This window comes from Bradyrhizobium sp. PMVTL-01 (assembly GCF_051861855.1).
In the GTDB taxonomy this organism is placed as follows: domain Bacteria; phylum Pseudomonadota; class Alphaproteobacteria; order Rhizobiales; family Xanthobacteraceae; genus Bradyrhizobium.
On sequence record NZ_CP193982.1, the window covers coordinates 8,057,038 to 8,069,644 of the forward strand.

Annotated in this window: 10 protein-coding genes and 2 pseudogenes; 6 read left to right on the plus strand and 6 right to left on the minus strand. The window is 60.3% G+C overall.

Annotated elements, in window-relative coordinates; genetic code table 11:
* Nucleotides 1-90: 90 nt before the first annotated feature.
* Together ACRQ5Q_RS38830 and ACRQ5Q_RS38835 are read right to left on the minus strand one after the other, a co-directional pair.
* On the minus strand, nt 91-2,016 hold the full coding sequence (locus ACRQ5Q_RS38830; RefSeq protein WP_439395066.1) for an adenylate/guanylate cyclase domain-containing protein: 1,926 nt from the start codon (nt 2,014-2,016) through the stop codon (nt 91-93).
* A gap of 401 nt (nt 2,017-2,417) precedes the next feature.
* Nucleotides 2,418-2,819, minus strand: coding sequence for a hypothetical protein (locus ACRQ5Q_RS38835; protein ID WP_439371534.1), 402 nt, complete (start codon nt 2,817-2,819; stop codon nt 2,418-2,420).
* Nucleotides 2,820-2,919: 100 nt separating this feature from the next.
* Here ACRQ5Q_RS38835 and ACRQ5Q_RS38840 point away from each other — a divergent pair, with 100 nt between their 5' ends.
* Nucleotides 2,920-3,216: a hypothetical protein gene (locus ACRQ5Q_RS38840; RefSeq protein ID WP_439395068.1), complete on the plus strand. Its 297-nt coding sequence runs from the start codon at nt 2,920-2,922 to the stop codon at nt 3,214-3,216.
* Nucleotides 3,217-3,523: 307 nt separating this feature from the next.
* Here ACRQ5Q_RS38840 and ACRQ5Q_RS38845 read toward each other — a convergent pair whose 3' ends face one another.
* Nucleotides 3,524-4,123, minus strand: a complete 600-nt coding sequence (locus ACRQ5Q_RS38845) for a C13 family peptidase (RefSeq protein WP_439395069.1) — start codon at nt 4,121-4,123, stop codon at nt 3,524-3,526.
* 684 nt (nt 4,124-4,807) lie between these two features.
* On the opposite strand from ACRQ5Q_RS38845, the gene ACRQ5Q_RS38850 reads away from it, so the two are divergent.
* Nucleotides 4,808-4,969, plus strand: coding sequence for a hypothetical protein (locus tag ACRQ5Q_RS38850; protein WP_439395071.1), 162 nt, complete (start codon nt 4,808-4,810; stop codon nt 4,967-4,969).
* 1,011 nt (nt 4,970-5,980) lie between these two features.
* Here ACRQ5Q_RS38850 and ACRQ5Q_RS38855 read toward each other — a convergent pair.
* The gene (locus ACRQ5Q_RS38855) at nt 5,981-6,169 is read right to left on the minus strand and encodes a hypothetical protein (protein WP_439395073.1); all 189 of its coding nucleotides are present in this window, start codon (nt 6,167-6,169) and stop codon (nt 5,981-5,983) included.
* A gap of 419 nt (nt 6,170-6,588) precedes the next feature.
* Between ACRQ5Q_RS38855 and ACRQ5Q_RS38860 the strand changes: the two genes are divergently transcribed.
* The 3 genes and pseudogenes from ACRQ5Q_RS38860 to ACRQ5Q_RS38870 all read left to right on the plus strand — a co-directional run bounded on the left by ACRQ5Q_RS38860 (nt 6,589) and on the right by ACRQ5Q_RS38870 (nt 8,186).
* Complete coding sequence (locus tag ACRQ5Q_RS38860; RefSeq protein WP_439395075.1) at nt 6,589-6,912, plus strand: hypothetical protein; 324 nt, start codon at nt 6,589-6,591, stop codon at nt 6,910-6,912.
* Between the two features lie 15 nt (nt 6,913-6,927).
* Complete coding sequence (locus ACRQ5Q_RS38865) at nt 6,928-7,200, plus strand: hypothetical protein (protein WP_439399980.1); 273 nt, start codon at nt 6,928-6,930, stop codon at nt 7,198-7,200.
* Nucleotides 7,154-8,186, plus strand: a pseudogene (locus tag ACRQ5Q_RS38870) (PQQ-dependent sugar dehydrogenase). Before ACRQ5Q_RS38865 ends, ACRQ5Q_RS38870 begins: the two are co-directional and overlap by 47 nt.
* Before the next feature lie 1,365 nt (nt 8,187-9,551).
* Here the strand turns inward: ACRQ5Q_RS38870 and ACRQ5Q_RS38875 are convergent.
* Complete coding sequence (locus ACRQ5Q_RS38875; protein ID WP_439395077.1) at nt 9,552-9,833, minus strand: TetR family transcriptional regulator; 282 nt, start codon at nt 9,831-9,833, stop codon at nt 9,552-9,554.
* Nucleotides 9,834-9,880: 47 nt separating this feature from the next.
* Nucleotides 9,881-11,347, minus strand: coding sequence for an amidase family protein (locus tag ACRQ5Q_RS38880; protein WP_439371543.1), 1,467 nt, complete (start codon nt 11,345-11,347; stop codon nt 9,881-9,883).
* Between the two features lie 332 nt (nt 11,348-11,679).
* Here ACRQ5Q_RS38880 and ACRQ5Q_RS38885 point away from each other — a divergent pair.
* Nucleotides 11,680-12,434 (plus strand): annotated as a pseudogene (locus ACRQ5Q_RS38885) (IS5 family transposase).
* The last annotated feature ends 173 nt before the right edge of the window (nt 12,435-12,607 follow it).

Below are 12,607 nucleotides of genomic sequence, written 5' to 3' on the forward strand. Positions count from 1 at the left end.
TCCGCTGCATCTGATCGTCTCCCATTCCGGCCGCTCAGTCCTCGTCCACTCCGGGTCCCCTACGCGGGCGTGCGACCTATTCCTCCACCATCAGTGCCGGTTCGAGCTGCTGCTTCCGGCCGGCAAGCCCGCAATCGCGAGGCAGCGTGCCCAATGCCGGCCGGTTTCCAGCTGCGCGTTGGGTATGCGTGCAAGATATCTCTCCACTGTCAACGTCGGCTCGAGCTGTAGCACCATGGCGAGTGTTTCGCGTGCCTCGTCCAATCGCCCCTGCGAGACCAGGGCGATGGTCAGGGCTCGCCACGTCGAGAGGTGCATGCGATTGAGCGCAAGCGATGACCGTGCAAGCCTTTCGGCACTTTCATATTGATGCGCGGAAAGCGCTGCCGTTGCGCTAAGGGACTCGAAATAGTAGCGCTGCGGATCGAGTGGAGAGAGCTCCATCGCGCGCCGCGTCGCTTCTGCTGCGGCTTGCCCGTCGCCCTTGAACGCGTTGACGGTGCCAAGATAAAGCCAACCGAGGGCATGGCTCGGGTTGGTTTCCACGGCCTGGTTGCAACGCTTCAACGCGGTGTCCAGGTCTTTCAACAAATGACAATAGACAAAACCTTCAGTCGCCAGCGCGAGTGCGTCCGACGGATCGCGGTCGAGAGCGGCGTGGGTGGTGCTCAAGGCTTCGGAAGCCTCACGCGTGCGGTCCTCGGACCAACCGCGCGTTACTCGCAGGATGTACCAATTGCCGAGCCAAGCACGGGGGGCCGCGATTCGCGCGTGGCGATTGATCAGCTCGTCAAGGATCTTGCGTGTTTGTAGAAATTCGTCCTTGCTTGAGCGGTGCATCAACTTGATGCCACCAAGCAGGAGCGAATAGCTCTCGAGCGTCGGCAGGGGTTGGGTTAGGATATGTTCGACTTCAGCGTCGAACACGGCGAAGTGCACCGCCTGGGCGATGCGGTTAGCGAATTCGCTTTCGGGCATTAGCAGATCCCCGATGTCGCCGCTCAGCCGGTCGGTCCACAATACCTGGTTGTCGCGCGCCGAAGAGAGCTCAGCAGATACCATGAGCTTGCCTGCATCAGCGACATAGGCGCCACTAAGAACATAGGCAGCACCGAGATGAGCTGAGACCTGGCTGACATCGCTGGCGCGGCCGCGAAACACCGCGGTCGACAAACGCGAAATCACCTTCAGGTTAGCAGACTTTGACAGCCGCCAAATCACGCTATCGGCGATCAGGTTGCCGACATCAAAAAACCCAGGGGCGTCGGTCCTCGCGGAGAAGGGTACCACGGCGATACTGGGCTGCATGGCACTCCGATAGTCGCGGCGCGAGGTGATATTTGGATGCGGACCTGCCGGACCGACCCTAAATGCCCGAACCGGCTTGTCAAAGTGCTTGAGGATGCAATCGCCGAGGTCTTCGCAGGACGCATCAACCCCATGTGTCAGCTCGTCGCGCGCCGCGGCACTGCCGATAGTCTCGCCAGGTCTCGCGAGACTGGCCAGGGCAGTCGCAAGTTGTTCGTGCGCTGAGGCACTCGCAATCGTCTCTCCAGGGCCGGCCAATGTCGCCAGTCGGGCCGCAAGGTTCACACCCGTCCCGTAGATATCGATACCATCGCTCCACGCCATCGCGGCGTTAACGCCGGCGCGAAGGTGAAAATGCTGATTTTCCGCTAGGCCGGTGTTTTGCGCGGTAACTGCGCGGTGCATCTCGGCGGCGGCGTTGACTGCGTCCGGCACTGTCGCGAAACGCGCCAACAAACCGTCACCCAAGCTTTTCACAAGCGTGCCGTGATGCCGCGGCAATATTTCGGAGGTAGCCATTCGGACGAAGTCTGCCCAACGACGAACGGTGAAGGCCTCGCGCTCCCGCATCAGGCGCACCGATTCAACGAGGTCGACTAAGAGCACCACCGTTTGCTGCAGGACGAGGCCCGCGCCCGCGTCCCAGAGGTTGGATCGTTCGGGACGAGCGGCCCGCTCTTCTCCCTTATCTACCGCATCGTCGATCATGTTGATCCGGCATCGCGATAACGACTGAGGCATCCTAGTTGGTGTATGAGGGCAAGCCAAGGGTTTGGGGTGGAGGACAGGCGCCATCATCCTCTCCGAGTAGATGAAGGTAATTCAAACCGATTGTTCGAATTCTTGGATTTTATGCGAGGCGGCGAGGTCGCGGGGTCCGCCATTGCGCCGCGCTCACGGGCACAGCGGACCTCATAGCGCCTTGGCTACCGCGCGGTTGTTTCCCGGAGTGGCGCAAGGGCACGCTGCGGCGCCGACAATTCCTGCGCGATCGAAGCGTGAACGTCAGGCAGCCCTCATCCACCATGTAGCAAGCGAGACGCCGACCTTGGCTGGCGGGCATGCACTTCGTCCACAAAGTCATCCCGGAGCGTTGGTGGCTCGGGAGCTTACCAAGGACCATACGGATATCCGTAATATGCAGGCGCATAGCCGCCGTACCCGGGCACAGCATAGGCGCCGCAGTTGTAATACTCCCCGTAACCGGGCTCAGGGCAGCCACGATCATAATACCATGGCGCGTACCCGTCGTAGTATCCGTAGCCAGGTCCCCACGCATATGCAGACGAAGCGAGACCACCGATCACGGCTCCCGCGATCAGTCCGCCGGCCAGAGCGGGGCCAAATCCGCCACGCCAGCCGCCGCCGTGCCAACCACCTCGTGCGAATCCACCATGGAAACCGGTGCCATGAAAACCACCACCGCCGAACCCGCCGCGTGCAGAAGTCCCCGTCGACGCGAGGGCGATGGCTGCAATGGCCACGAACAAAATAAGAGCTTTTCTGATCATCGAAACCTCCCTGAGTTCAGGGGACACTTCAATGTAAGCGCCACGAACGAGCACTTCAATCTCAAGCCTGTGACGCGCGGATTCCCATCGCGTCGGGCTCGTGAGCGCTTTGGGCCCAGCTGACAATCTCAACGAAGGATGGGAAAAAGCGATTAAGTCAGCCGCACTGCACTTTCCGGCTCAGCGAAAGCACTGCCCGTTTCAGCAGGTGCGGACTTTTGTCGGACGCATCACACAGTTCAGACGCATCATCACTCCCGCGACGGAACTCGAAGTCTGGAGGGCGAGCAGCTGCTGCTCTTCGTTCGTGATCAGCTTCGAGCTTCGTGGCGCCGCGCTGATCTTCATCGGCGTGGCCTGCGGCACGCGCGGCACGGACGTTTGGCCGGACTTTTAATCCAACAGCTTCACCACTTCGGCCGACACGGCACGTTGAAGCTCGCGATCCTGCCTTTCACGGAACGGCCGTCTTGACCCGCTGTTCACCGATGTAGCGTCTGGACGCCCATGCTCGTAACCGTCGTGCTGCTGCGCGTGTTGCGGCTTCTTGGATCGCCGGAAGGCCTCACAATTGCTCCAAATGACCTGCTTCGGTTCTTATGGTGCGCTGACCGCACAGCCTCAGGCGGTGCTTGGACGCTGTGAAGGAAGTGCCTCCGTCCAATAGCCCTGAAGCGACAAACTCCAGGCTCCCGGCAGGCCGTTCAAGGGCGTGTAACCAGCAATGGCTGCACGTTTGCACCGCCTGCCATGACGGGATTCGACGGCTCGAAATGCTCCCGCAGTTCTCGCTTCCGGACAAGCGAGCGCGCTTCGAGAAACGCATCCTTCAGACTTACGGCTTGCCGAAGCGCGACGTTAAAAAACGCGTCGCCGAAATAGGTCCACTTGGCCTTATCCTGACAGCCGAACGACGGATGATTGGCATCGGCCGCGGTGATGACCAGCACATCGGGAGTGGCGACACGTGGGATAAAGACACCGGAATAGCAAGCCGAGATGACCACTACCTTGTGTCGCACGCCCGTCTTGGCGAGCATGTCAGCGAGACGAGACGGCGTAAGCGTTTGCGTGAGCCGCCCCGCCTTGATGGCAAGGCCGTCGGGAGAGCCATGCGAAGTGAGAATCAAAAAGAGAACATCTTTCTCAGCATCCAGAGGATTGGCTGCAGCCTGCAACGATCTGGCCAGGGCTTCGATAGTTGCACTGCCGCCGTTCTTCGAATTGTACTGCACGTCGATCGCGCTAGTCTCGAAACGGCCGGCTACGACCTGAGCTGCGCGAGCGGCCTCGGCCCTAAACACGCCTTGATCCCCGAAAAGTCCAAAGGAGACCACGCCAACCTTTCGAGCATGCTCACTAGCACGTACCGGCGCAACCAACAGTCCGACGGTCAAAACTAAGGCGGCGAGCAGCGCGCAGAGCCGCCTGATCCAAGACCCGGGGGGCATCCAAAAACCTCGTTTCGAGATCGCCGCAACGGAGTTTGCGGCTCATGACAAAATAGCGGAAGCGCAGTGAATTTCCATCGAACGGTCTCTATCCTGCCACGCCGCTAGTGCCCCCTCTGCCCAAGAAGTAATTTGACTAATCAATCTTCCGCTTGTCGCCCTTCGCTGACCTTGAGCTTGCCGCCCAAGTCCGCTTTACGCCATTGGACTAAACCGCTCGCACGGTATTCTACCGCGCGAGCGGTTTAGTCCTTTGGCCCCTCTCGAACCTCGTGCAATGTCAGCTGCTACGCCGGCAAGCAGACATGGCGTATTTTAGAGGTACAAGCCCTAGGGCGCCTGCTGAATTATACTCGCAACCATTGGCTAGTGAGTGCATTGTTCCGCCATCACCGGCTGAGGCTATGCCGTAGACCCCGGTGGCTGAGAGACCAAGCGCGCTCCCGCCTGCAAGGCAAAGGGAGCTGCCTGCCAGACCACTCCCACATTTTTCGCGTCCATAGTCACGCCGCCGAAATCGCGGAGCAAAACGCGTTTATGCGCGATCTCGTCAGAAGGGCGATGGAGATCCTTGGCTCTCCCGCCCCCGATACTTTCCCAGGCCGTAAGACGCAGGAAACCTTCCCCGCAGAAGACCCGCTGGAGCGCCCTGATATTCAGAACCTCATCCACAGCGAGCTACAGCCGCCTAAAGAGTAAGGCTCCAAAAGGCCGAAGTTGCCGGGCCAGCTAAGGCTGGTCCTGGGTGCTGTCCTAATTAGGACACCGGCAAGGGCAGATTAGGACACCAACGAAAAACCCGGCGCGGGGGCCGGGCTGATCGCAAATAAGAAGTATAAGTCGCAATGGTGGGACCTAACCAAAGGTTAACGACTTTCTGTCTGTTCACATTTTGACACTCGGACACTGTGCGGTTGATGGAATCCGCCCACTTAACCTCGGTCAAGGGCAGAAGGGTGGACGAGCAAATGAAGCCTGAGACGGAGATTGCTGCTGTCAGCCCAGTCCAACCCGCCTGAAAACCAAGTGTGAAGCTGCTCACCCGCGCCGAAGGGCGGCCACGTTCTGTGCCAGCACAACAGTGCCGAGCTGCGGTTCAGCTGGCGCGGCAAGCCCGACAGATGACCGTGGCCCATGATGCCGGACCGGCTGGCCAGGCAATTGGGCTTCTGTCTCGGTCAAACTCACCCTCCCCAGAGATGATTTTGATAAGCACCAAAGTAACATTTTTGTTCTTAAGGGGACGGCCTACTCAGCGGCGTCTTGAACAGTGCGAATCATCTCCGCTCGCCGAGCCAGATCATCGTAGCTCTTCGCTACTCTCCGAAGGACCTCCTTGGTCGGTCGATGCTCGGCACTGTCTGCCTTCGCTCGGAACTCTTCCGCCCGATGGTGGAAGTACTGTGGTGTGAAGATGCGCTCGATGCCCATGACGCCAATCGCCGTTTGTCGTTCATGTCGATTAATGGACCTATAGTCCAAGTGTTCCTCCGCACACCTAGTTAGAAGGCATTATCTTGCGGGCGTCGCTTCGGGGAACTCTCGCAGCTCCTGGAGATGATGGCTGCCAAGCCCACGGCGGCTGGCCCCCCGGCCCGCGCAAAGTGGGTCAGGCTTAGAGTCGGCCCCTCTGCCCACGAACCCGCGGCGAGACAAGCAGCTGTCTGCTATCTCGAGCGTCATCGGCGGGGTGTGGCTTCGCCGGATCGTCTATCTTGATGGTGCGACCCTGCGCTCTTCGATGGCGACTTCCACCTTGGTGGCGAGCCTCAATAGGGTCGAGGAGAGATCAGCAAACAACTCCTTCTTCGATTGGTCGGATGCGTGGCGTCTGCTGATAAGCGCGCACTCCTCCGCTTCGGTGAGGAGTTTTTCGAGGTGGGTTTGCATGTCGTGCATGGCTGTACCCCTGCGACACTAACGTGGTGGAACGCCGGCGTGTCGCGGAACTGACGTCCCTCATCTTCAATGGGCCGCCGGGTTGGTCGTTCCTAAAGCGAATAAGGGGCTCCGCCGCCTGGGAATACGGCCGAGCAAAGATCGGAGAAGATGACTTCTATGTCTCCTAAAGATGAGCGCGATCCGGACGTCGCCCCTCCGGCGGGGTGCCGATCATCGACAATGCCGTCGCCTGCGCGGCACGAGCACTTGACCTGCCAATAAAAGAAACTATACCGTATAGTGTCTTTTATCAGGAGCGGTGGAATGCGTTGCCTAACCGTGCGATGGCACTGGATATCCTTGTCGAGCAGCCCGATCGCCGAACCGCAATGGGCGCGCCCCGATTATCGGTCTCGTCTGTTGCCCGGAGCTGTGACATGCCCGTGAAAAGTTTGATCGCAGCCACGATATCGCTGATGTTGACCGCCTCCGCGATCGCTCAAGCTTTGCCGCCACCCCCGCCCCCGCCTGAGATGCCACCGGACGGACCGATTCTGGAGATGGTCGCGGGCATGGTTATTCAAAAATACAAATCTTCAAGCTGCGAGGACCTGAAGGCGAAGAAGGGCGAGCCGCCAGCAGAGATCGTTGGAGCAGCAGTCGCATTCTTACGGGATCACCCTTCGGTGAAAGTCAAGTTCATCAACAAGGTTGCGGCGCCGGTCGCAAATAGGATGTTCGATTGCGGCATGATTCCCTGAACGGCTCTCGTCGCAATGCTCAAAGTAGCCGAACCTTCAACCAACGCGCTGCTGCGTCATGCCGAGACAACCAGTATGTCTTTAGAGCGGCGCGAAATCGATCAATCGTCGACGAAGGAGAATGGTTTTCGCTGTCGCTCCGCAAGCCTATCACTTGTTGTCGTGTTCGAAGAAGCTCCACTGCTCAGCGGCCGCGAAGTTAAGATCGGTCATGGCGAACCTGCGGCGCGATCGTCATTAGGTGACGGCGTTGCGGGCAATCGCTACTTGCAGCGACCAAGGCGGTGATCCAATGCGGCAATACGGGTCAGATCCCCACCTGCCGGAGCCTCAGAACTATTTGTTGCCGCCCATGAGCGTTCCCAAGGAGATTGGCTGGAAACCAGGGGAGACACCAACTCTCGCCGGAGGACTGAAAATTCAGGCGATGGCAACAGGGCTGATGCATCCGCGCATCATCTATTCTCTGCCGAGCGGCGACATCCTCGTTGTCGAAGGCAACAGCCCCGGTACCACACCTTTCCGGCCCAAGGACTTTATCCAAGGTAAGGTCAAGGCGCGGGCCGGAGCCGCCGGCAAGGGCGGCAACCGCATCACCCTGCTCCGCGATGCGCACGGCGACGGAAAGCCTGAAGAGCAAACGGTTCTCGTCGAGCATCTCCACTCACCCTATGGCGTCGCTTATGTAGACGACACGCTCTATGTGGCCAACACAGACGCGATCATGGCATTCAAGTAAACGCTCGGACAGACCAAGATCACGGAGCCAGGTTCGAAGCTTTCCGACCTTCCAGCCGGACCGATCGACCACCACTGGACAAAAGCGATGGCGGCCAGTCCCGATGGATCCAAGCTCTATGTCGGCGTTGGGTCCAACAGCAACATCACCGAATACGGTCTCGACGCCGAAGAGCGTCGGGCCGCGATCTACCAGGTCGACCGACAGACCGGTGCCAAGCGCATTTTTGCGTCGGGCACGCGCAATCCGACCAATCTGGCGGTCGATCCCGAGACGGGCCGGCTGTTCGCCGTTGTGAACGAAAGGGACGAGATCGGCCCGGATCTTGTCCCGGACTATCTCACCATGGTGCAGGAAGGCGCCCTCTATGGTTGGCCTTGCAGCTACTGGGGCCAGCATGTTGACGTCCGAGTCCATCCGCAGAGTACGGGGCCGACCCGTGGGCGTAGCGCTTGACCGGACCGGGGCGCTGCTGGTTGCTGACGATACCGGCAACGCGGTGTGGCGCGTCAGCGCGGACCATTCGGCCCGTTAGTCCAGAGGTTTGTCTCCGCGGTGTACCTGTCCGACTATGCCGGCGCGTACTCCTTGCGCGCTGGAAATCGGTACACGCCGTCGTCCCACGACCGGCAAATGGGAGTGTGGCCGGAATGGACGATCGGGTCACGTGCCGACGCTCGCACGGGCAGGAGCCTCATGCGGCGGGCATCGAAGGTTCGATTGCCTTCGCCGCCGAGCTCAAAGGAAATACGACATGCGTAAAACAAGTCTCTGATAGTCCTCATGGCGGCGGTGCCGGCCAGCGCCTCGGTTAGCGCCGCCATCGCGCAAGGCGCGGGCGGCGCCGCAGCTGGCGGCGGCGTCTCGCATGTTGAGCGCGGCGGACAAGGCGCATCGAGCCATCCCAGCATGCGCACGACGGCATCACGGAGCGGCAACGTCCCGCGGCGCTAAAGACGTGAACGCGCGCCTCGGTCCGTTCCCTTCCAGACGTGCGCGCGCGAGCGGCCCCCGCGAGACCCCTCCTTGCGCCGGAGCCGCATGTGTTTCCACAGAATGATGTGCCGGAAATTATCGATGCCGTCGGGGGCCGTCCACCCCATCATAAACCCGGCGGCGTGATGCGACTAAAGCAATGTCTGCTTTGCCCCTATAGCGACCGACTTGGTTCGCAGCGCAATATGCCGCGATTGGCCATTGCACAAAGTCGCTGCGCTCCAGCCCGCTGCGCGGGAGCAAGAGCCGAGGGGCCGGTGGTTGGTCGAAAGGACAGCAGTAGCGGGGTGGCTAGGGTCAACACGATCGACTCGCGTCGCGACCGCCTGCTCAGTATGGTCAAGACCAGCAGATCATCTCCGGGCCAGCACCTGGCGAGCCACATCGAGCGCAATGCAGTCTGCTTGAATGTGCCGTGCATCTTTTGGGTCGCAAGAAATTGACTCGTCCTATGCCGCTAGACACCGATCGAGCGATCAATCGCGCAGTGGTTGTCAGATGTGCCATTTCCGCCACGCGCAACTATTTGAAATTGCACGGGCCAAGAAGATTAAATCCCCCATTTAGCAATACTCGTGCCAAGCCGCTTAAGTTGTGCGCACATCGAGACCCCTACTCTTCGAATTTTCCTAGGTCGAGCACCTCATAGCACTCGCTGCTCCGCCGGTGCCTAACTTCCCGCGACTTCGTGCCTTGGCGCTTTTTGGACGCCGGCCAGTGAGCTTGCGGAGCCACCTTGTTGCCGGCGTCCAAAAACCTGCACAAAAGCGGACTTGGGTATTTGGGACACGCGGCATGCCGGCTTGAGCCGCTCCGCGGTTCCTGACCTTAAGGTGATGGAGCCCGCGCCAAATCCAACGCAGCTTCCACGCCACCTTCCATGATCTGCCGCGCTTTGGCAGCGTCAGGCACTACTCGCGCAAACTGCAAGGTGCCCACCATGAGGCCGAAGATGGCCGTCGCCCGCCGGTGCTTTTTGACGGAATCTCCGCTGGGAGCCCAGCGCTTCGCGAACAAGCGCGTCCTTGGACTCGAAGTGCGGAGAGAAGGCTCCTTTGGTGAGGCCGGCTTCGCCCATAATCCCCGCAATTCCCGTGGCGGAAATGCCGTCCCGGCGCATGCACTTCGATGCCACGTCGACAATATGCCGTCGTGTCTCCGCCTTGTGACCCTTCTCGAAGCGCATTTTCTCGCAACTCCACCAATACCCGGCAGCCACTATGGATCATGGCGCTAGATCGCGATTGACCCGGTACCGAAAACGCCTTCGATCTTGCGTGCAAGGGCTAGAAGCGTCCGGTCGCTACCTAGCGAAGCATCAAGCTCCAGGCCAATTGGCAGTCCGGCGCGAGAAAGGGCGACGGGAAGACTGACACCCGGCAACCCCACGCTGCTCGCCGACACGGTGTGGTTTGCCAATGCAAGATAGCTGACCTCCTGCCCCGCGATATGGACGGTCGCTTGCTCCTCGATTAAGGGCGCGGTGCACGGCGTCGTCGGCTGCAGAATGACGTCCGCTCCATGAGCAACGAACGCCCTGTCGAGACGGCGCTGGATTTCAGGCCGGCTCACGTTGAGCGCGGTCTGATAGGCTTCTGCCGAGATCGCACCTGCACCGCCCGGTAAGGCGATGTGTCCCCACGCCTGCCGAAGTTGAGGTTTGAGCCCGTCATAGATCGCCTCGAACGTGGTCGGAATGTCATGGCGGCGAAGGAATTCCGAAATCGCGCCCATCGTCTCGTGAGCGAAGATGTCCCATGTCGCGGTTTGGATCAGGGCGTTGAAATCGTCGCCAAGGTCGACCTCGACCACTTCGGCGCCAGCGTCCTCTAGCCGCCGGACCACCTCGCGGAACCGGGTCTCGACATCCGGGTCCACCAGCTCGAGGAACTGTCGGGGCGCGAAAGCCAGTCGGGCTCCCTTGAGATCGTAGCCGCCACTGGAGGACTGGACGGCCGCTTGTTCCCCCGTCATGACCTGATCGAGCAAAATGCAGTCCTCGACGCTTCGCGCGAATGCGCCCGTCGTGTCGAGCGTATGGGAGATCGGAGCAACGCCATCGCGCGGCCAACGCCCGGTCGTTGGCTTGAATCCGACGACACCACAGAACGATGCGGGCACCCGGATCGACCCAACGGTGTCACCGCCCAGCGACGCCGGAACGAGGCCGGCCGCTACCGCTGCGGCGGAGCCGCTCGACGAGCCGCCCGAGACACGATCGCGTGCGTACGGATTCTTCACCTGTCCGAAACGTGCATTATGACCGGTCAAGCCGTAGGACATCTCGACAAGGTTATTCTTCCCGAATATCAGAGCGCCCGCGCGCTTGATGGCACGGACAGCGCCTGCATCCTCTTGCGGAACGAAATGGGCGAGGCTGTCGAGGCCCAGGCTCGTAGGAAGCCCCTTGGTCAAATAGCTGTCTTTCACCCCTAACGGCACGCCCAGCAGCGGAGCTGCCGATCCGGCCGCGCGTGCCTTGTCCGCATCCCTCGCGGCCGCCAGCACTGCGTCCTCGTCGATGGTGATAAAGGCATTGAGTTCTGCAAGCGCTCGCGAACGCTGCAGAAGTCCTGCGGTGTAGGCTTCTGAGGTGATTTCGCCATTGCGAATGGCTGATGCCCCCGACGCGACCCCGAGCGAGTCATCCGTAAGTTCTTGCGCTGCAAAGCGCCGCGAAGCGGCGGTAAGGTCGTTCATAGCGTCCTCGCGAAAAGCGTGTGCGGCAGTTCGCTGTTGCCGTAGATCAGAGGCTCAGCTTCAATGCCATTACGATCATAATATGAAATTACGATCGTAATTCAATGATGGCGGCGGCCTTCTCTCGACACATGAGCGTGAAGTAGGTGGAAGGATGGAGCGACCAGTCAGAAGAAGACGTCAGTTGTGGGTCATTTTTCGACGCATTTGGCAGAGATGGAGGGCTCGTTGATGTCCGCTCCTGTCCGTAAGCGCCGCACCAGGAGCGGGCCAGGAGCGTTGCGTTTGGCCGGGCTGCCGTGATTCAAACTCCCGAACTGGGGGCTCGAATCATGCGCTACGAACTCGCCGACCATGAATGGACCGCCATCAAGCCGCTACCCAACAAGCCGCGCGGCGTTCCTCGGGTGAACGACAGACGGGTCCTGAATGGCATCTTCTGGGTCCTCCGATCCGGAGCACCCTGGCGTGATGTGCCGACGGCGTTTGGCCCATACACCACTTGCTACAACCGCTTCGTTAAGTGGCGGCGCGCCGGTGTTTGGAGCCGCATCATAGAAGCGCTTGCCACTGCCCATGATGCCGCTGTCCAGATGATCGACATCTCCATTGTCGGCGTGCATCAGCATGGAGCCTGCATCACAAGGAACCAGCGCCAATTGATGGGAAGGTCCCGCGACGGCTTGACGAGCAAAATCCATGCGGTGGTCGATGGCAATGGTCTGCCGGTACGGCTGGCGCTGAGCCCCGGTGAGGCCCATGACGTTCGACTTGCCGGGAAACTGCTGTCTCGTCTGAAATCCGGGTCAATGCTGCTTGCCGACCGTGGCCATGACGCGGACTGGATCAGGGAGCTTGCCATGAAGAAGGGCGCGTGGGCAAACATCCCGCCGAAAAGCAATCGCAGCGATCCGATCTGCTTCAGCTCCTATCTCTATCGTGCTCGCAACCAGGTCGAGCGGTTCTTCAACAGGATCAAGCAATGTCGTCGGGTGGCGACGCGCTACGATAGGCTCGCCGCCAACTACCTCGCGTTCAACTCGCGTCAATCAGGCTATGGCTGCGCCTTAATGAGTCCGCGTCCTAGTTTGTCTTGGCAGCTAACCGCCTGTTTGAGGTCTCTCGCCTAAGCTGCGACGGTGTTCGTCGAGCACGTCGGCGACCATCTCCTGATCGTCAACTCGTCCTCGACGAGAAAGATGGAGCCGCCCCGCGAGCGCGCATCCTGGTCATGGGATCCGGTCTCAAAGCTCTGACAAG

Coding starts and splice junctions, on each gene's coding strand:
- ACRQ5Q_RS38830 (WP_439395066.1), bottom strand. CDS start 2,016: ATGATCGACGATGCGGTAGATAAGGGAGAAGAGCGGGCCGCTCGTCCC.
- ACRQ5Q_RS38835 (WP_439371534.1), bottom strand. CDS start 2,819: ATGATCAGAAAAGCTCTTATTTTGTTCGTGGCCATTGCAGCCATCGCC.
- ACRQ5Q_RS38850 (WP_439395071.1), top strand. CDS start 4,808: ATGCGCGATCTCGTCAGAAGGGCGATGGAGATCCTTGGCTCTCCCGCC.
- ACRQ5Q_RS38855 (WP_439395073.1), bottom strand. CDS start 6,169: ATGCACGACATGCAAACCCACCTCGAAAAACTCCTCACCGAAGCGGAG.
- ACRQ5Q_RS38860 (WP_439395075.1), top strand. CDS start 6,589: ATGCCCGTGAAAAGTTTGATCGCAGCCACGATATCGCTGATGTTGACC.
- ACRQ5Q_RS38865 (WP_439399980.1), top strand. CDS start 6,928: ATGCTCAAAGTAGCCGAACCTTCAACCAACGCGCTGCTGCGTCATGCC.
- ACRQ5Q_RS38875 (WP_439395077.1), bottom strand. CDS start 9,833: ATGCGCTTCGAGAAGGGTCACAAGGCGGAGACACGACGGCATATTGTC.
- ACRQ5Q_RS38880 (WP_439371543.1), bottom strand. CDS start 11,347: ATGAACGACCTTACCGCCGCTTCGCGGCGCTTTGCAGCGCAAGAACTT.